16 protein-coding genes and 4 pseudogenes are annotated in these 18691 nt (G+C 62.4%); 10 read left to right on the top strand and 10 right to left on the bottom strand.

Annotated features, from left to right (window positions below; all coding sequences use genetic code 11):
- The first annotated feature begins 128 nt into the window (after nucleotides 1-128).
- The 3 genes from HLH29_RS10970 to HLH29_RS10960 all read left to right on the top strand — a co-directional run bounded on the left by HLH29_RS10970 (nucleotide 129) and on the right by HLH29_RS10960 (nucleotide 4719).
- Nucleotides 129-2582 carry a membrane-bound PQQ-dependent dehydrogenase, glucose/quinate/shikimate family gene (locus HLH29_RS10970; protein WP_182966708.1) on the top strand — a complete coding sequence of 818 codons (2454 nt, stop codon included), beginning with the start codon at nucleotides 129-131 and terminating at the stop codon, nucleotides 2580-2582.
- A gap of 73 nt (nucleotides 2583-2655) precedes the next feature.
- Nucleotides 2656-3549, top strand: a complete 894-nt coding sequence (locus HLH29_RS10965; RefSeq protein ID WP_182966706.1) for a transporter — start codon at nucleotides 2656-2658, stop codon at nucleotides 3547-3549.
- A gap of 267 nt (nucleotides 3550-3816) precedes the next feature.
- Nucleotides 3817-4719 carry a helix-turn-helix domain-containing protein gene (locus HLH29_RS10960; protein WP_338030222.1) on the top strand — a complete coding sequence of 301 codons (903 nt, stop codon included), beginning with the start codon at nucleotides 3817-3819 and terminating at the stop codon, nucleotides 4717-4719.
- 236 nt (nucleotides 4720-4955) lie between these two features.
- Here the strand turns inward: HLH29_RS10960 and HLH29_RS10955 are convergent, their stop codons facing one another.
- Both HLH29_RS10955 and HLH29_RS10950 read right to left on the bottom strand, forming a co-directional pair.
- Nucleotides 4956-5435, bottom strand: coding sequence for a YybH family protein (locus HLH29_RS10955; RefSeq protein ID WP_182966702.1), 480 nt, complete (start codon nucleotides 5433-5435; stop codon nucleotides 4956-4958).
- A 49-nt stretch (nucleotides 5436-5484) separates the two neighbouring features.
- Nucleotides 5485-6231: an SDR family oxidoreductase gene (locus tag HLH29_RS10950; protein WP_182966700.1), complete on the bottom strand. Its 747-nt coding sequence runs from the start codon at nucleotides 6229-6231 to the stop codon at nucleotides 5485-5487.
- A gap of 244 nt (nucleotides 6232-6475) precedes the next feature.
- Here HLH29_RS10950 and HLH29_RS10945 point away from each other — a divergent pair, with 244 nt between their 5' ends.
- Nucleotides 6476-7291: a DJ-1/PfpI family protein gene (locus tag HLH29_RS10945; RefSeq protein WP_182966699.1), complete on the top strand. Its 816-nt coding sequence runs from the start codon at nucleotides 6476-6478 to the stop codon at nucleotides 7289-7291.
- Nucleotides 7292-7418: 127 nt separating this feature from the next.
- Here the strand turns inward: HLH29_RS10945 and HLH29_RS19630 are convergent.
- The 4 genes and pseudogenes from HLH29_RS19630 to HLH29_RS10930 all read right to left on the bottom strand — a co-directional run.
- A pseudogene (locus tag HLH29_RS19630) lies at nucleotides 7419-7643 on the bottom strand (IS481 family transposase); the annotation flags it as partial.
- Between the two features lie 77 nt (nucleotides 7644-7720).
- Nucleotides 7721-8668 (bottom strand): GlxA family transcriptional regulator, encoded by a 948-nt coding sequence (locus tag HLH29_RS10940; protein ID WP_182966697.1) that lies wholly within the window; start codon nucleotides 8666-8668, stop codon nucleotides 7721-7723.
- A 66-nt stretch (nucleotides 8669-8734) separates the two neighbouring features.
- A pseudogene (locus tag HLH29_RS10935) lies at nucleotides 8735-9475 on the bottom strand (IS5 family transposase); the annotation flags it as partial.
- Between the two features lie 288 nt (nucleotides 9476-9763).
- On the bottom strand, nucleotides 9764-10648 hold the full coding sequence (locus HLH29_RS10930) for an SDR family oxidoreductase (RefSeq protein WP_182966695.1): 885 nt from the start codon (nucleotides 10646-10648) through the stop codon (nucleotides 9764-9766).
- 94 nt (nucleotides 10649-10742) lie between these two features.
- On the opposite strand from HLH29_RS10930, the gene HLH29_RS10925 reads away from it, so the two are divergent.
- Both HLH29_RS10925 and HLH29_RS10920 read left to right on the top strand, forming a co-directional pair.
- Nucleotides 10743-11591: a helix-turn-helix transcriptional regulator gene (locus HLH29_RS10925; protein WP_182966693.1), complete on the top strand. Its 849-nt coding sequence runs from the start codon at nucleotides 10743-10745 to the stop codon at nucleotides 11589-11591.
- Nucleotides 11592-11923: 332 nt separating this feature from the next.
- The gene (locus tag HLH29_RS10920) at nucleotides 11924-13036 is read left to right on the top strand and encodes a Fic family protein (protein WP_182966691.1); all 1113 of its coding nucleotides are present in this window, start codon (nucleotides 11924-11926) and stop codon (nucleotides 13034-13036) included.
- Nucleotides 13037-13280: 244 nt separating this feature from the next.
- Here the strand turns inward: HLH29_RS10920 and HLH29_RS10915 are convergent, their stop codons facing one another.
- Nucleotides 13281-13745: a nuclear transport factor 2 family protein gene (locus HLH29_RS10915; protein ID WP_182966689.1), complete on the bottom strand. Its 465-nt coding sequence runs from the start codon at nucleotides 13743-13745 to the stop codon at nucleotides 13281-13283.
- Nucleotides 13746-13962: 217 nt separating this feature from the next.
- On the opposite strand from HLH29_RS10915, the pseudogene HLH29_RS19625 reads away from it, so the two are divergent.
- Together HLH29_RS19625 and HLH29_RS10910 are read left to right on the top strand one after the other, a co-directional pair.
- Nucleotides 13963-14247 (top strand): annotated as a pseudogene (locus HLH29_RS19625) (IS5/IS1182 family transposase); the annotation flags it as partial.
- Between the two features lie 120 nt (nucleotides 14248-14367).
- On the top strand, nucleotides 14368-15567 hold the full coding sequence (locus HLH29_RS10910; RefSeq protein ID WP_182966687.1) for a PepSY domain-containing protein: 1200 nt from the start codon (nucleotides 14368-14370) through the stop codon (nucleotides 15565-15567).
- Between the two features lie 237 nt (nucleotides 15568-15804).
- Here the strand turns inward: HLH29_RS10910 and HLH29_RS10905 are convergent, their stop codons facing one another.
- From HLH29_RS10905 to HLH29_RS10895, 3 genes are all read right to left on the bottom strand, one after another.
- Complete coding sequence (locus tag HLH29_RS10905) at nucleotides 15805-16866, bottom strand: acyltransferase family protein (RefSeq protein WP_246374139.1); 1062 nt, start codon at nucleotides 16864-16866, stop codon at nucleotides 15805-15807.
- Nucleotides 16867-17255: 389 nt separating this feature from the next.
- Nucleotides 17256-17723, bottom strand: a complete 468-nt coding sequence (locus tag HLH29_RS10900) for an SRPBCC family protein (RefSeq protein ID WP_338029302.1) — start codon at nucleotides 17721-17723, stop codon at nucleotides 17256-17258.
- The gene (locus tag HLH29_RS10895; RefSeq protein WP_182966683.1) at nucleotides 17710-18051 is read right to left on the bottom strand and encodes an ArsR/SmtB family transcription factor; all 342 of its coding nucleotides are present in this window, start codon (nucleotides 18049-18051) and stop codon (nucleotides 17710-17712) included. Before HLH29_RS10895 ends, HLH29_RS10900 begins: the two co-directional genes overlap by 14 nt.
- A 322-nt stretch (nucleotides 18052-18373) precedes the next feature.
- On the opposite strand from HLH29_RS10895, the pseudogene HLH29_RS19620 reads away from it, so the two are divergent.
- Nucleotides 18374-18496: pseudogene (locus tag HLH29_RS19620) on the top strand (SDR family oxidoreductase); the annotation flags it as partial.
- Nucleotides 18480-18668 (top strand): SDR family oxidoreductase, encoded by a 189-nt coding sequence (locus HLH29_RS19615; RefSeq protein ID WP_246374138.1) that lies wholly within the window; start codon nucleotides 18480-18482, stop codon nucleotides 18666-18668. The pseudogene HLH29_RS19620 and the gene HLH29_RS19615, both read left to right, overlap by 17 nt.
- Nucleotides 18669-18691 lie beyond the last annotated feature (23 nt).

Below are 18691 nucleotides of genomic sequence, written 5' to 3'. Positions count from 1 at the left end.
ACTGGATCGTAGCGATCCGAAAACCTTCGTGACGATAAGCACGCTGGTCGGCAATAGCCATGGGGCCGCAGCCTCACGAGTTGTTCCGGATCACGGAAACTTTAATAAAGAATAGGAACATACGCGAGATGATTACGAGTGTGTTCTCGATCGTCACCTCGATCCTGATGGCCCTTGTGGGGCTTTTTCTTTTCCTGGGTGGTGGATACCTGCTCGTCCTGGGCGGGTCCTGGTTCTACGCCCTGGCGGGCGCCGTCATGATCGGCTCCGCGCTGGCGGGATTCAAATCGCCCAAACTGGCGCTGCGCCTCTATGCCGGCCTGCTCCTGTTCGCCACCTTGTGGTCGCTCTACGAGGTCGGCTTCAACATCTGGAACCTCGAAGTCCGCCTGCTCACGCTGGTGGGCATCGGTGTGTGGATGCTGCTGCCATGGGTCTGGCGGCAGGGCGGAACCTGGCTGGCCGACAAGCGCGAAATGCTGGGCGCGGTCGGCGTCGGCACCCTGGCGCTGGTGGTCAGCTGCTTCACCGCCTACTCGATCGACGGCACGGTGCCGGCCGACCGTATGGCCCCGCAGGAAGCCGCCGATTCCGCCGCCGACGGCATCCCCGCCGGCGACTGGCAGGCCTATGGCCGCACCATGGGCGGTGACCGTTATTCGCCGCTGGGCCAGATCACGCCGGCCAATGTCGGCCATCTGAAACGCGCGTGGCTGACGCGGACGGGCGATGTCCAGCAGATCGGCGAAGGCACGGTCGCCGGCCCCGACCAGGGGCATGAATTCAACCTGGAAGTCACGCCCATCAAGGTCGGCGACACGCTGTACATGTGCACGCCCCATAGCTGGGTGATGGCGCTGGACGCGGCGACCGGCAAGGTCAAATGGAAGTTCGACCCGCAGCCCGCGAAGGCCGACCAGGAAAAGAACGTCTATCTCTCCTGCCGTGGCGTGACCTATTACAAGATCCCGGACGAAATCCAGACCAGCTGCCGCACGCGCATCTACTCGCCGGTGGCCGATGTGCGCATCGTGGCGCTCGATGCCGAAACCGGCAAACCGTGCGACGATTTCGGCGATCATGGCTTCATCTCGCTGCGCCAGTATCTGGGCCATGTGCCGCACGGATTCCATTTCGTCACCTCGCCGCCGCTGGTGGCGAAGAACCGCCTGATCACCGGCGGCTGGATCTTCGACAACCAGGCCAATTTCGAACCCTCGGGCGCGGTGCGCGGCTTCGACGCCACGACGGGCGCGATCGCCTGGGCCTGGGATGCCGGCCACACGCCGGAAACCTGGACACCCGGCCCGGATGACGTGCTGACGCGCGACACGCCGAACGCCTGGGGCGTCTATACGGCCGACCCCGACCTGGGCCTGGTCTATATCCCCACCGGCAACGCCCCGCCGGATAACTGGGGCGGCTCGCGCCGTCCGTTCGACGACGCCACCTCCTCGGCGACGATCGCGCTGGATATCGTGACCGGCGAACGCCGCTGGACCTACCAGACCGTGCATCACGACCTGTGGGACATGGACATTCCGTCCGGCCCGTCGATGGTCGACCTCCCCGGCCCGAATGGCGAGATGATCCCCGCCCTGGTGCAGAGCACCAAGCGCGGCGAATTCTTCGTCCTGGACCGCCGCACCGGCCAGCCGGTCCCCGGCTACCCGGTCGAGGAACGCAAGGTGCCGACCGCCGGCGTCGCCCCCGACGACCATGTCACGCCGACCCAGCCCTACCCGACCGCGATGCCCTCGGTCTCGCCGCCGGACCTGAAAGAGACCGACATGTGGGGCGCGACGCTGCTGGATCAGATGATCTGCCGCATCCAGTACCGCCAGTCGGCCTATGACGGGCAGTTCACCCCGCCGCATATCGGCCAGACCACGATCGTCTACCCGGCCTTCTACGGCATCGTCGACTGGCAGGGCATCACGATCGACCCGCAGCGCAAGATCATGCTGGCGAATGCGAGCTACCTGCCGTTCCGCATCAAGCTCGATCACCGCCAGACGCTGGAAGGGCCGGGCATCCTGCCCAAATGGAACGGCCAGGGCGAAGAGCCCGCGGCCAAGGGTGACGCGCTGTCGGTCTCGCCGGATTACGGCACGCCCTACATCGCCTACACCAACCCGTGGCTGAACCCGCTGCAGATCCCCTGCAAGGGCCCGGTCTGGGGCACGCTGACGGCGATCGACCTGGTGACGAAGAAGATCGTCTGGCAGCACCCGGTCGGCACCACCCGCGACACCGGCCCGTTCCGGACGCACGACAACCTGCCTTTGCCCACCGGCATGTATAATATCGGCGGCAACATCGTGACCAAGGGCGGCGTCGTCTTCATGGGCGCCACCGCCGACGACTACCTGCGGGCCTTCGACCTTGCGACGGGCAAGGTGATCTGGCGCGACCGCCTGCCGGCGGGCGGCCAGGCCACCCCGATGTCCTACGAGATCGGCGGCAAGCAGTATGTCCTGATCGCGGCTGGCGGCCATGGCGGCCTGGGCACGCGCAGCGGCGACTACATCATCGCCTATACACTCGACGGCGCGCCGGGAACCGGCGCGACCGCCCAATAATCAATAATAAACAACAACAGGTGCCGGGCGCGCATTATGCGCGCCCGGCACCGCCCCCAACGGAATCAAACCAATGCGTTTGACAGAACGGCCGGAATGGCTTCGGACCCTGGTCCGGCTTTCCATCCCCGGTATCGCATTGCTCGGCGCAGCCCCCGCGGCGCATGCCGCGGACGTCACGCTCGGCATCATCGGCCCTCACGAATATGACCTGCCGGTCGATTTCCAGCCCTTCAACGTGCTGGTGCAGTACGGCGACGGCAACGCGGCCGGCTCCTATTACAACGGCTCGGGCCAGCGCACGGCAGGGCAGGGCAGCCACACCTGGTCGGGCCTGACCAAATACGTCCATTTCCGCAGCTTCGAGGCCATTCCCCATGTGGGCTTCGCCTTCGAAATCATCCAGGCCGAAAGCTTCACCCTGGCCAACGGCAAGAACTATGGCGGCCTGGGCCCCACCATCGTCGGCCCCGCCGCCTGGTTCAAGCCGAACGCCCACAGCACCTTCGGCTTCCAGACCTTCATGCAGACCCCGGTGGGCACGCGTGACGCCACCTCGCCCAATTACTGGTCCAACATCTCCAGCTTCATCTTCGACTATGAATGGAAACATTTCAGCTTCGACGGCGACGTGGGCACCGTCGTGGGCTCGACGAAGCATATCAGGGGCCAGAACAGCTATTTCCCCGGTGTCGTCTTCTATTCCAACCTGCGCTGGAGCTGGAAGGCCACCAAACTGCTCGAACCGTTCTTCGCGCTCGACTGGCAGAACGTCACCGGCACCTACAACAACACGCACCGCACCTACGTCAAGGATTCCAGCAGCCGCGAGGTCGCGCTGGGCGTGGGCATGATGTTCAATATCGCGAAGAACTTCTCCTTCACCACCCGCTACACGCATTCGGTCGAAGGCCGCAACACGCCCGAAAGCAACGCCTATTACATCAAGCTGGTCTATCTCTGGTAACCCGCCCGCTGGTAACCCGCCTGTAGCCGGTTCCCATCATCACGACTTCTTGCCGCCGCGCCTTGTGCCGGGCATTGACCTGGCGGCGGCCAGAAGATGTATATGTATTATGCGTACATGCAGGACCGGAACGTCCTGGCAAATCTTGTGGGGACGCCGTCGCCGGCCCGATGCGGCCGGTCCGGCGCTCCACAGCGTGTTGTGAAGAAGCGGGCGCGGCGGCAGGCGATGGAACAGGCAGGTCTCCTGAGAGGCAGCGCTGGCACGGTGCGAAACAGCGCCGGCGGCTTCATGGTGGAACGCTCGTGGCAGCGCTGCGCCGCCGCCCACAATGTCGATCCGGCCCAGGGCTGGGCGGCCGACATCCTCAGCGGTGCCGAATTCCGCCAGGTCAGCGGGCGCTCCGTCCCGCTGATGCGGGCAGCCCTGCCCGAAATGCGGCGCCTGTTCGACCTGGTCTATCCCATGGGCCTGCTGGTGCTGCTGGCTGACCCCGACGCCACGCTGCTGGCCCGCTGCGCGGACGAGGCCCAGTCCGCCCATTGCCGCCGGATGGGCCTGCAACAGGGCGCGATGTGGGACGAGGCCCTCGCCGGCACCAACGGCGTGGGCACCTGCGTGCGCGACGGCGACCCGATCTTCCTCGGCCAGGGCGAGCATTGGCGTTTCTGCCTGTCGCTGCTGGCCAGTTTCGCGGCCCCGATCTTCGACGCGCAGGGGCAGATGGTCGGGGCGCTCAACCTCGCCGCCTTCCACGGCGATTCGTCCCGCCCCGCCGCCCCCCTGCTGCTGGACACGCTCACCCTGGCCGGCCGCCGGATCGAGGAACAATTGTTCCGTACCCGCTATGACGGGCGCAAGGTGCTGCTGCTGGACGCGGCCGACGGCTGCTCCGCCCCACTGGTCGCGATCGACGAAGACGGGCAGGTGGTCGGCGCCACCCGCGCCGCGCGCACGCTGATGCACTGGACGGACGAGATGATCCGCGAGCAGCCCAACCTGCTCTCGGCGCTGGAAGGCGACGATTCCCCCAGCTTCCGCAAGGCGGAAGAAAGCGTCATCCGCACCGCCCTCGCCGCCACCCAGGGCAACGTCACCCGCGCGGCCCGCACCCTCGGCATCAGCCGCGCCACCTTCTATCGCAAGATGCGGATGCTGGACATCGCATAAGCGCCTGTCAGCCTCCTCCCGCGTCCGCCTCATTGCGGACATGGAGCACAAAAACCTGCGCTCCCGATAGCGGACGGTCTGCAACAATTCTGGAGTTTATCATGCCGAATCACTCCTAAGGCAATTGCTGACCCGGGCGATCCGGTCCGGTCCTTGCTGGCCGATGGAGACCATATTGGCCGAATCGCTTCGTTCAAGGCGCGGCAATCCAATACCATTCCGATCTGCTTTTATTGTCAGTCGTTGGTGTTCGCGTGGGAATTGTCTGACCACATATCCCGATGAATTTTCCACTCCCCGCCTTGTTTGAGTAGGACAATGGTCTGCTTACCGCGTTCAACGACATGGCCTTTGTTATCAAGCATCCTGATTTGAGAGATGCTGGCTGCTGCCTCGGGGCCCCCATAGATCTCGTAATGATCAAACCGGGCCCCTCCAACGAGATCCGGCCGCAGGGTCTTCTCGAAATAGGCGAGGATTGCAGCACGGCCGGAAATTGCCTCTTCGTTGGGAGGAAGCAGCTTGGCGTCATCGGTGTAGAGAAGCGAGATCGCCTTGAGATCGCCCCTGGCGAGGTCTGCGGCAAACTGTTCGGTCACCGCCTTCACCGCAGCCGCATCAGGCGATTGCGAATTGGCCGCCAAAGCTGGGACGCATGGCAGGGCAAGAGCCATTGAGGCGCCCAGAAGATAAGAGAAGGGTTTTGTGAATGTCATGACGATTGTCCCAAAAATAATCGTGCATAGTTGCTATCGAACGCCGGTTTCAAAGCTGCGAACAACCACCGTCGACGACCAGCTCTGTCCCGACGACGTATCGGGATTCGTCGCTCGCAAGATAGAGAACTGCCGCAGCAATCTCCTCTGCCCGGCCCATTCGCCCCACCGGCACAGTCGAGGCAAACTGCGATTTGAAAGCCGCCACCTCGGCTTCGGACATGCCAAGTTTATTCAGCAGCGGTGTCTCGATGCCTCCGGGGGCAACCGCATTGACCCGGATTTTGCGGTCGAGCAGTTCGTAGGACCAGCTCCGCGCAAATGAACGGACGGCCGCTTTGGCAGCGGCGACCAGAGACAGACCATGTTTGCCGGTCTGATCGATGAACGAGGTCGTCAGAACGACGGATGCGCCTTCACGCAGTATTGGCAACGCAGCCTGCATGGTAAACATGGCTCCCTTGACGCTGACGTCCATGATGTCGTCGTACTGGCGCACATCGATCGACTGTAGCGGGGTCGGAATAACGTAACCGGCATTCGCAAACAGAATGTCGAGCTCACCGAACGCTCTTTGGACCCGGCTTGTAGCTGCTTGCATCTCCTCGACAGATCGAACGTCGGCGGCAAGGACCAGAGCCTCACCGCCTAGTTCCGCATGCACGTCGGCAAACCGGGTTTCGTCGCGGCCGGTGACGGCAACGCGAGCACCCTCCTCGATGAAACGCTTTGCAGTAGCAAGACCGATACCGCTTGTACCGCCCGTGATGAAAGCGGTTTTTCCCGAAAGTCTCATGCCCGATTCCTCATAAAAAAACGCAACAGGCGCCCCAGACGCGCCCACCGCTCCTGTCGATCCTAACGGGCCGGTCAGTGACCTAAAGGACATATTTCCCTCGAATAGAGACATCCACAATCAACGGTCTCGTTGTGGCGCAAAATGAGGGAATTAGGTCCTTTGGGAAATTCATATCCAGAATTAGATGTCGAGCCTGTCCAATCGCCAACCCCGTGCGGAGGGGATAGATCAGGAGGCCGCTATGTCTGGAATTTTCGATGAAACGACCCATGAAAAATTAAGCGAGGAAGGGCGTGCACGGCGGCATGCAATGCTCATGGGGGGTGCAGCGATCGCGGCAACCGCGGCGGGTGGCCTGATGCCGGGAGGGGCACGTGCCGAAGCGATCGGTAAAACCGAGAAACCTATTCAATTTCTGTTTGCGATCTATCCGAACGGGACACTTCTCGATTTCGCCGGTCCCAATGAAATTCTTTCGCGCATCCCCAACACGAAAGTTCGTTTCGCCAGTCCGGACGGTGGCCCCGTCACGCTGGAGAAAGGCATCGTCTTCGGTCCAACAGAGAAACTTTCCGATATCAATGAGGTGGATGTTATCTGCGTTCCCGGTGCTCTTGACCTCTCGGCGATGATGAAGCCTGAGATGTTGGGACACGTCCGACGCCTGTCTGAGACTGCAAGATATGTCACGTCAGTCTGTACCGGCTCGATCATCCTTGCCGCTTCGGGTGTACTGAAAGGCAAGCGCAGCGCCTGTCATTGGGCGTTCCTGAACGTGCTCAAGGAATACGGAGCTATTCCGGATCCGGCCCGTATCGTGAAAGACGGCCGCTTCATGAGTGGCGGCGGCGTCACTGCCGGTATCGATTTCGGCATGGCGATAGCGGCGGAACTTCGAGGAGCCCAGGCTGCGCAAGAGGTGCAGCTGCTCGTCCAGTACGATCCGCAACCTCCGTTCCATGCAGGCAATCCTCTGATTGCACCGCCGAAAATTCGCGACGCCGTTTACAAAATACTGCCAGGCTCCAAAGATGGACTGATGCGTCCGATTATCTAGCTGTCAGGTTGCGAGACGTCATTGGCGTAGATCATGATGCGCTCGACATCGTCCATGATATCGGTCTCTTTATCGGAAGTGTAGCTGCGATTACGAAGACGTGGTCGCAACCGGATGCGTTCGGTCACCTTTGCGGCCGGCGGTTGGGACCTGCGTCCTTCAGGATACGCCAGACACTGTCTCGGTTGAGGTGCGGCAGGAAATGGCACACCCTGAAGGTCAGGTCATCGAGCCCGAATGCGGTCGCTCGCCGCAGGTGACGGACGATCGCGCGCTCTTCCTGCGTCGCCTTCCAGGCCAACGATCGGGGCCTGCTGCTCCGGTCCGTGCATCCCTCCACGCCGCGCTCGCGTCATTAACGTCAAACCAGCGGGCGTAGGCGGTAAGAGCCCACGCCACACTATCCCGATGACGTCTCAAACCTGACAGCTAGACAGCGTTCTCTTGGCGGCCAGCGCGCCGGATCGCTTGCGGCGGATGACCGTGTAGCTTGACGAACGCCCGGCGCATGCGTTCCGGGTCGGAAAAACCAACAGCTTTTGCGATCTGTTCGATCGGCTCCGACCCGCTCTGCAAGCGAACGCATGCTACCTCAACACGCAAACGCTCTACCGCTTTGGCCGGGGTTTCGCCGGTCTGGCGACGGAAGGCGCGCCCAAATTGACGGACACTTAACCTAGCGGCTTCCGCCAGCCGCTCGATCGGTAGCGGCTCGACCAGATGATCGCGCGCGAATGCAAGCGCCATGCGGATACGGTCCGATTCCGGTTCCATTTGTGACATGGCCGAAAACTGTGACTGCCCCCCAGAGCGTCGATAGGGAACGACGAGTTCACGCGCGACCTCGCGCGCAATTTCGGTCCCACAGTCGGTCTCGATGAGCGCCAACGCCAGATCGATACCTGCCGAAATTCCCGCGGAGGTCCAGAAATTATCATCCGCGATGAAGATACGATCGGCCTCGACCCTGATCAAAGGGTATCGCTGCTGCAGTTCTGGTGCGAGACGCCAGTGGGTCGTTGCACGACGGCCGTCGAGATGCCCTGTTGCTGCAAGGAGGAAGGCGCCCGTGCAGACGCTCGCAACGCGGGCAGTGCGCGCAGCGAGGTCCTTTGCGGCTGCGATGACGCCAGGGCTTTGAAAAGGAGCGATGTTTCCACCGATGAAAATAACCGTGTCGAACGCCGTGTTGCGGAAGGACTGAGTGTGAATGGGAACCCCTGAACTCCCGACAACGGCGCCTCCGACCTCGGAAATCACCGACAAGCGATAGGCGTTATCCTCAACGAAAATATTCGCCTCTTCAAAAGCGCCCAGGGGTCCCGCGAGATCGAGAATCCGGTGGTTTGGGCAAACAAAAAATCCGATATGATGCATAGTCCGAATTTAAGGGAAAATCATAATCCCGGCCATATGTTTTTTCTCGAAACGATCTGGGGCCTGTTAGATCTTGATCCAATCTGCGGCTGCGGCGAGATGAAGGACAGCGAGGAAAGAGGTGGCGGTCTTTTCGTATCGGGTTGCGACGGCGCGCCATTCCTTCAGACGGGCCCAGAGGTTTTCCACCAGATGCCGGTTTCGATAAGCCCATTGTGGGCAGGCGACGGCAGCGTCCCGGCCGCTTGGGCGGGATCGCTGGTCGCGCTCCCATGGTCCAGACATGCTCCCGAAAAGCATTGGAAGCATACCCCTTGTCACCGACGACGCATAATGGCTCGCGTGGCAGGCGATCGAGCATGGCTGGTGCGAGCGGCAGTTCGCGCGCCTGACAGGGAGCCAGGCTGAAGGTGACGGCACGGCCACGTCCGTCAGCGACTAAGCAGACCTTGGTTCCATAGCCACCACGAGAGCGGCCAAGTGCTTCACGATGGTCTCGTTGTCGGCTGCCGTCTCCTTTTTTTTGGCTCCCGCCGCCTTGTGATGGGCACGAATGTTGGTGCCATCGAGAAAGACCATGCCCAGAGCCTGTCCACGTTCCTGCACCAGGGCAAACAGGCGTTCCCAGACTCCGCGTTTGGCCCAGCGGATGAACAACTGCGCCGCCAGCCACCACGGGCCCAATTCCGAAGGAATGCTGCGCCATTTCGCACCGTTCTGATGACGCCGGAACACCGCCGATATCGTCCGCCGCAGGTCTTTCGGCGGCGTCTTGCCCTGCGGGCGTACCGCTTCGATTAGTGGCTCCCAAACCGCTCAGGCTTCGTCGGTGAAAATCTGTGTCGCATTGCTGTCTGTCATTCCCCATATATAGGAACAAACTGCAAGATCTGACAGGCCCTACAAGGTAAGAGGATAGGTTCTTCTTCAGTGGATCATTGAAGACGCCGATAGTCGTGACAGGAGGTGAAAATGTGAGATGCTCGGTCGGGATATCGACTGCCACGATCTTCCGCGCGAAAGCCGACACTCCAGTTCCCGACCGTAGCGTGTAAACGGTCGCAGCACGGTCCGGAAGGCGGACCGGGCGTTCAATCAGGTTCCCTCAAGCTGCTCCAGATCGGCAATCAGTCCCGGACCGGTGGGTTCCCATCCCAATGCCTGCCGCGTCAGCTCGCTGGAAGCGCGCATATCGAACCCCGCGAACATCGCGAACTGCCCGAAGAAAGCCGGGGCCTCTTCCAGGCTGATGGATCGGACCGGCAGATCCAGGCGTCGGCCCAGCGTCTCGACGATATCGCGCATCGCCACACCCTCTTCGGCCACCGCATGCCAGGCCGCGCCCGTCGCCCCCTTCTCGATGGCCAGCCTGTAAAGACGGGCGACATCGTGCACATGCGCCGCGGGCCAGAGATTGCTTCCATCGCCGACATAGGCGCACGTGCCTTTCTCACGAAAAGTCGCTATGAGCGGGGTGATGAGCCCCTGCTTCGCCCGGTCATGGACCTGGGGAAGACGTACCACCGAAGCACGGATGCCACGCGCAATCAGCGCCAGCGCCGTCTGTTCGGAGACGCGCGGGAACGGAAAGTCGGGCGGGATGACATCCTTCTCGGTCGCCGTCCGGCCCGGTGGCGCCAGTCCGGCCAGTCCGCCCGTGGCGAGGAAGGGTTTGCCGGAACTGGCGAGCGCGGAACCCAGCGCTTCGATGGCGCGGCGATCCGTCTCGCAACTCGCCGCGAAATTCGACCAATCATGGATAAAGGCCAGGTGAATGACGGCGTCCGACGTTGATGCGCCTTTTTGAAGGATATCGAGATCCTCAAGCGACCCACGCAGCACGTCCGCACCGATGGCGGCGAGCGATTGAGCCCCTTCTGCCGAACGTGCCAGGCCGAGCACCTCATGGCCGGCGGCAAGCAACTCCCTGACAGTCGGCATGCCGATAAATCCGGTAGCGCCGGTGACAAATACGCGCATGACCAGTGTCTCCCGTTTTCAGATGAAGACAGATCTCGGTCCATGTCCTATTCTGGTAAAGTAGTGACCTTATCGTATTATAGAGACTAACAGGATGAGCGAGCATCAGGGCGGCGAGAAGCGGCTTGGCGCATATCTGAAAGATCGTCGCGCGAAACTCGATCCGATCGCCTTCGGCCTTCCCTCGGAGCGCCGCCGCACGCCCGGCCTGCGGCGCGAGGAAGTGGCGCAGAGGGCCAATATCAGCCCGACCTGGTACACTTGGCTCGAACAGGGGCGTGGGGGTGCCCCGTCTGCCGACGTGCTGGACCGGATCGCGCAGGCCCTCATGCTGACCGACGTCGAGCGCGAGCATCTGTTCCTGCTCGGCCTCGGTCGGGCGCCCGGGGCGCGGTATCGCAGGGGCGGCACCGTCACGCCACGCCTGCAACGCGTGCTCGATGCGCTGGATCCCAGTCCAGCGCTGATCCGGACCGCAACCTGGGATGTCCCGGCCTGGAACCGGGCGGCGACCATCATGCTCGGGGACTACAGCGTCCTGCCGCCAGCCGAGCGCAACATCCTACGAATCATCTTCCTCGATCCACGCTCCCGCGCCATGCAACCCGATTGGGAAAGCATGGCACGCTACGTGGTTGGTGCCTTCCGCATCGAGACGACGCGCGCCGGTGCGGCGGATGAGGTCGCCCCTCTGGTGACGGAACTCTGCCGGCTCAGCCCCGAGTTTCACACGATGTGGCATGAGAATAGCGTCACCGAGGCACCCGTCGACATCGTCAAGCACATCGACCATCCGGTCCTCGGCCCCTTCGCCTTCGAACATTCGACGTTCTCGGTCGATGGTCGGCCGGATCTGACCCTGGTGGTCTACAATCCGGCGACACCGGTTGACGCCGGGAAGCTCCAGATTGCCATCAATGCCATCCCGCCTCAGGGACCCTAGTAATTTGCGCTTTATCCCGGTGCCCGAACCGGCCCTGACCGCCGGTCCTTCACTCCTATGGCAGCCTCCTGCTGCGGGCTTTCCATGATATCGAATGGGGTGTGCCAGAGCCTGATTGACGCAGGCTGAGGGAAACCTGTCTCTCCATATCCCATATTCATTTCTATGGCATTTCTTGTCGTTCGCCGTCCGTTACCGGACATTCCCCCTTTCCCCGCATTGCCGTCATTTTCCGCCGGGAATAACGGATTTATTAGCCGCATATTATGCGGATATAGTCTTGCGGCTTGCGGCGATTGGGTGCCATATTCTCCGTATGGAGTGCAGAGAATATGGCGCGATACATTCATCAGCATGGAGAATGGCCGAACTTCCAATGGGATAAGGACACCATTTCCCATGAACTGGCCACCGTGCGTCATCGGCAGGGGCGGCTCCTGGGGCGTATGGAAAGTCTGGGATTCGATTTCAGATCTGAAGCCGTACTCCACATCCTGACCGAAGACGTCATCAAGTCGAGCGAGATTGAGGGCGAAAACCTCGACCGTGAGCAGGTGCGGTCTTCCATCGCCCGACGACTGGGCATGGATATCGGTGCGTCGGCACCGGTGGATCGGAACGTTGAAGGTGTGGTGGAGATGATGCTGGACGCGACCCGCCATTATGCCGATCCACTGACCGAAGAGAGGCTGTTCGCCTGGCATGCGGCTTTGTTTCCGACCGGACGAAACGGGATGTCACGTATTCTGGTCGGAGAGTGGCGTGATGACAGAACCGGCCCCATGCAGGTCGTGTCAGGTCCAGTCGGACGGGAGAAGGTCCATTATGAGGCACCGGCAGCCAGCAGGGTGCCCGCGGAGATGCAGGCCTTTCTCGACTGGTGCAATGCAACGCAGACACTGGACCCTGTGCTGAAGGCAGCCATTGCGCATCTGTGGTTTGTCACCATTCATCCGTTTGAGGACGGAAACGGGCGCATGGCGCGGGCCATCGGCGACCTCATGCTGGCGCGTTCGGAACAGACAGACCAGCGTTTCTATAGCCTGTCGGCCCAGATCCGTCACGAACGGAAGGATTACTATGCAACCCTTGCGGCTGCGCAGAAGGGTGATATGGACATCACGCTCTGGCTGCACTGGTTTCTGGGGGCTCTGGATCGTGCCTTTGACCGTGCTGACCATGTTCTGGGGAAAGTTATCCAGAAGGCCCGTTTCTGGGACAATCTGGCCGGTCAATCGATCAATGACCGACAACGCCTCATGCTTAACCGTCTGCTGGACGGGTTTGAGGGTAAACTGACCTCATCCAAATGGGCGAAGCTGGCGAAGACGTCACCGGATACAGCCCTGCGTGATATCAATGATCTCGTGTCGCGCAATATTCTGGCCCGGGAGGCTGCAGGAGGAAGAAGCACCAGCTACGTGCTGGTTTTTCCTACAGTGTAAAATTCCTCGACGATGGTCTCCGAAGCTGGATAAAGCGGTACGTCAAGTAATCAAGGATCGACGTCAAAAAGCTGATTTTCCGCTTCTTCCGCAAAATCGCCTGTCTGCTATGCGTGTAGACAGGCAACGTCCGCCTCCATGCGGGCCTCCGGTCATAGTCATGTCTGCCCCGCAATGCGGTCGTTCTTCACGACCCCCGGCCGCTCCAAAGGAGGTAGGGCGTCGCCCCACCTGCCCGCGCGTTCTACAAACCCAGTGCCGAGAGCGAGGGATGGTCGTCCGGGCGCCTCCCCTGCGGCCAGTGGAACAGGCGCTGTTCCGCCGAAATCGGCTGGTCGTTGATCGAGGCGACGCGACGGCGCATCAGCCCGGCCTCGTCGAACTCCCAGTTTTCATTGCCGTGGGAACGGAACCACTGGCCCGTCTCGTCATGCCATTCGTAGGCGAAGCGTACCGCAATCCGGTTTTCGCGGAACGCCCAGACTTCCTTGATCAGCCGGTACTCATGCTCCCGCGCCCATTTGCGGGTCAGGAACAGGACGATTTCCTCCCTGCCACAAAGAAACTCCGTGCGGTTGCGCCACTGGCTGTCGGGCGTATAGGCCAGCGCGACCTTCTGCGGGTCGCGACTGTTCCAGGCATCTTCGGCCAGACGCGCCTTCAGCGCGGCGGTTTCGGTATCGAAGGGCGGAAAAGGCGGGCGGGACATTGGCGGACCTCCGGGTTCAGAACCTGATGAACAGACAGGCTTCGGCCCTGCATGCCTGCGTTTCGCGCCTGGGGAAAGCGGCGCGATCCCCGCATGATAGCACACCAGGATCGCCAGCGGAGCCGCCTCGGGCCGATATCGAACGGCGATACCGGTGCGTATGCGAACCCGCGTGGGACTGTCAGCACGAAATCGATGCCCCCATCACGCCGCCCGCCTGCCACGAACCATCCCGACCGTTACCGGTTATGCCAGCGGCAAAGCCGTCGAAACGGTGCACGCCAGGGGCAGGGACCCGCCGGCCGCCATCGGGCGCCCTTATGACGTCCGGTCAGAACCACCCCAATGAACCGCGCCGGATCACCCAACCCTGGCGCCCGGACATGAAGGCCATGCTGCCATCAGGCCCGTCATGGGCTTTACCCGCGTCCACCGCCATGGTCTCGCCAACGTCACACCCGAATGGACGCTGGCAGGCTCAGCACCGCTGATTGCCGCATAAACTGCCGACATCAATTGTTACTATTGCGCCGGATCAAACGGCCTATAATCAACCCGCACATCTTGCGCGAACCTTGCCTGTCCGATAATATGAGAATAATTCTCATTATCGTGGTGGCGCGTGCTTCGGAAAATTCATCGCTGGATCGGGCTGGCCCTGATCCTGCCGTTCGCGTTGCAGGGCCTGACCGGGCTCCTGCTGGTGGTCCTGCCGCTGCTGCTGGCCGGCCGTCCCGCCGTTCCGGCCCCCGGGTCGACGACCGCGCCGGGCATCAGCGCCGAGGCCATGATCGCCGCCGCCCGCAGCGCGGCCCCCGCCGGCACGCAGCCCCTGCGCTTCGACCCGCCACGCTGGCCGGGTGACAGCGCGGTCGTCGCCTTCGGCCCGGCCGGCGAGCGCCACCCGGAATTCGAGGTGATGGTCGACCCGGCCCACGCCGCAATCCTGCGCACCCACATCGTGCCGCATATCCTGCGCGTGCTGCACAATCTGCACGCCGACCTGCTGCTGCTGCCCTACGGCCAGAACGCGACCGGTGTCATGGGCGTGCTGCTGAGTGTGATGGCCATCACCGGGCTGATCCTGTGGTGGCCGCACCCGGCGCTGTGGGCATCGGGCAAATGGCGCCGCACGATCACTATCTCCCCCCGTGCCAGGGGCTATCGCCTGTGGCGCGAAACCCATCTCAGCCTGGGCTTCTGGACCTTCGGGATCATGCTGTTCCTCGCCCTCAGCGGCACGGTCCTGGCCTTCCCCTTCGCCCGCCCGCTCTTCGGCGTGCAGGGCGGCGACCGCCCGGCCCACACCCGCGCGCACCATGCCGACCACACGCCTGCCATCCCCGGCGAGCAGGGGCTGGACACCGCCATGGCCGCCGTGCAGGCCCAGATGCCCGACGCAATCCTGACCTCGGCCCGCCTGGGCGCCCGCCCGGCCGAGCAATCCTTCACCATCATCCTGCCCGCCTACGGCCCCAACCGCCCGGCAACCGTGCGCTACGATGCCGATGCCGACACGGTGCGCTTCATCCGCGACCCCGGCCAGCAGCGCACGGGCGAACTCACCTTCATGTGGCTGCACACGCTGCACGAGGCCAAGCTGGCCGGCCCCGCCGTCATCGCCGGCCTGTGGCGCACCGCCGTCGGCCTCGCCGGCGCCGCCCTGTTCTTCTTCTCGCTCTCCGGCGGCGTCATGTGGGTCCTGCGCCGCCGCGCCGCCGCCACCCGCAAGGCCCGGGTAGCCGCCGTGCCGGACGCCTCCGGCACCCCAGACCGCATGCAGGCGCGCCACGCCCGGTCCCGCGGCGGCAACAAAGGCTGAAACGCAATCTCAAACTGGAGCGCCAGATGCAGCTGGCGCGTGAGACGCTGCGGGAACAGGCGGACGTCCTTCAGGAACTGGCCAAGCGATAAAACGCCCGCTTGACCCGATACTGATCATAAAGCGCACGGTGCCGTCGATCGCGTGATCAGGCGGCCAGCGACGGAAATGGCGGGGTAGGGGGAAAGCACAGTTTCCCCAACAAGCGCCCTCCGTCCACAGCCATTCCCGACACATTCAACTCCGCATTTGCTGGCCTATGTTTTTCTGCAGACGCACGATGGCCACACTGGCCGCCAGCAAGCTGCCAAGCACCAGGGCGAACCCCGCCAGGCTCCCGGCGAACGATGGCGGCACAGCGAAATGCATACCCTCGACGCGCCAGATCATCATGACGGGATAACCGAGCAGATAGACAGCAAGCGCCTTCCGCCCGGCATCGGGGGCAATGGCGTCGAGCCAGGCAGGGCGCGCGCAGGAAGCGCCAAACCAGACCAGCAGGGGCACGCCGACCCCCAGCAACGGCCAGCCGATAAACCGGGTCGTCAGCAGGAGCATGCCCATGAATGACGCGAGAACCCAGACCGGATGGAGCTGCGGGGTGCGCGCGCCATAGCGGTCATGGAGATGCCACAACAACGCCCCACCGAAGAACCCCAGACTCATCCGGGGCCACCCGCCCCAATAATGCACCGTGGACCAGCCCGCATTGGGATCATGCCAGACCGCGGCAAGCACAAGGCAGACCGACACCGCCCCGGCCCACACCGCGAACAGCCGTCGCGGAGAACCAGGAACGCGCAGCAGGGCCAGAAACGCAAAGCCGAACAGTTCCAGCACGATGGCCCAGCTCGGCGGATTGAGCGGAAAGACCGAACCATGAACAAGCGTCGAGAAGACCGGCAGCAGGACCAGGCCCGAGAAAAAGGCACCGATCCAGTTCGCTACCGTCCACCCGTCCGCATTGGCGAATGCAAAGGGCGCGAACGCGCAGAAGCCCGCGACGAGCGCTATTGCATATATCGGGTAGATATGGGCGATACGGTCACCGACAACCCGCCACCTGTTCGCAACCATAACAGCCGGCTGCGACAGATAACGCATCGAGAGAAAGCCCTCGATCATGAAAAAAATGTCGATCGGGACCTGCCCCTGCGGCAACAGCCGCGCAACATAGGGCTCCGACCAATGACCGATAAAAATGCTGATACCGACGAGCAAGCGCAGTATCTGCAGCGTCGGATAGCCCTCATTCTGTCCGCGCGCGGGCAGCCGCGCCACAGCAATCCTTGTCGTCATGCGTCCGCGTCCTTCATTGTTCCGGAGGGAGCGGCCTGGACGTCGAACGCCCGTTAGCCACGCTGCTGAAAGAAGGCCGCGTCACCGGAACATCGCCTCCGCGTCCCGGGCATCCTTCGCCTTTCCAGCACGTGCAGCAACCCGCCGGCGCACACTTCGTTGCGCGCGCACACAATTTAGTGACTGAACGGTTAACCGCCTCCGGCCTGATGTTCCGCCTTTTTCCTCCTTCCCAGACGCCGGCTAATGTCAGGACGGGTCCGGCCCGATGCGGCCATCCGCGCGATCCAGACCGGCGATCCGCTTCATATCCTCCGCAGGGGCTTTCGGCCCCCGCGCCCCGTCAAAGGGGGGGCGGCCTCCGGAAACCCGTTCGTTGCGGCCTGGGCTCAGATCTGCGCGGCAAGTTCTTCCAATTGCGTAAGGCATGTGCCCCATCCTTGGAAGAATCCCATCTCTTCATGCTTCGCCCGATCTTGCTGGCTCTTGTGGCGCACCAGTGCGCGATAGCGCGTGCCGTCCGCAACCGGCTCCATGGTGACTTCCACAGTCATGAAGGCTTCAGCGTTCGGCCGGAACTGTGGGCCGAGGCCATCAGTCCAGACCAGGCGCCGTTCAGGCTCGACAACAAGAACGCAGCCCGGCTTTTCCGGAAAAGCATCTCCTTCCGGCGAGCACATGACAATATTGAACGTCCCCCCCGGTACAAGGTCGACCGAGGCTTTGGCCACGCCATAAGGCCGGGGGGCGAACCATTGCGTCAGCAAATCCGGCTCCGTCCATGCGCGCCAGAGTTGGGCTGGCGTGGCCTTTACCGTACGTTCGAGGACAAGGTCGCGTTCGTTATCGATTTCCACGTGCATTTTCCTTTTCAGACAATGTTTCGATAAAGCTATCCAACTGGTCCAGGCGGGTTTCCCAAACGCGCCGCTCCCGTTCCAGCCAGCCTTGTGCGGCTGTGAGCGCGTCGGGACGCAATTGACACATACGAACGCGGCCCGTTTTGCGGGAGATGACGACCTCGCTCTCTTCAAGCACACGGATATGCTTCATGAAGCTGGGCAGAGCCATGTGATGTCGTCGCGCAAGCTCGCCAACGCTCGCCGGCCCGCTGGCAAGCTGCGCGATGACCGCGCGACGGGTGCCGTCCGATAAACAATGAAAGACGCGGTCAAGGTAAGCCATATGGATAACTAATCCCATTCGGGATATCCCGTCAAGACAGTAAGCCATCCGGCTAAATATCTCCATGGAGAGCAAGGATAGGGACGTGGCAGGGTCCGCTTATTGTGGTCGATGGCAGCCAGTTGGGTCATCATCGAACGACACCGCCATGCCTTTCGGAAGGCGAGAAATGAAGTGGGAGAACCAGGTGCCGGGTCGCGCCGCTGGAAAGTGCATTTGCATCACCTCTGCTGGCGGAGAAGTTGGGGCTCTTCTGGCGCCTTCAACGACGAGAAACTGCGGGAGTTCACTCACGGCGGCATTCAATGCAACCAATGCAGCGATGACAAGCCTCACCCGATCAGCAGCGATCGCTCTTGCCGCCCACGGGATCAGGATCAACGGCATCGCGCCAGGACCGCTCCGGATGCCCATGTGGCACGCGTTGGATGCAGCCTTTGCGGCCGCCGAAGGGGAGGGGAGACAAGATCAGGAGCGTCACCGACTCCATTCCCCAGAAGCGGTTCGGCGAGGCGTCGGATCTCCTCGGCGCGATGCTCTTCCTCGCTTCGGACGAGTCTGCCTTCGTGACCGGCCAGACAATCGATGTCGATGGAGGCCACAGACTCATGTCATAAGAACCGGTTGCAACGCGCGCTCT

The organism is Gluconacetobacter tumulicola, from assembly GCF_014174215.1.
Lineage (GTDB): Bacteria > Pseudomonadota > Alphaproteobacteria > Acetobacterales > Acetobacteraceae > Gluconacetobacter > Gluconacetobacter tumulicola.
This window is presented reverse-complemented; position numbering and strand designations above follow the sequence as displayed.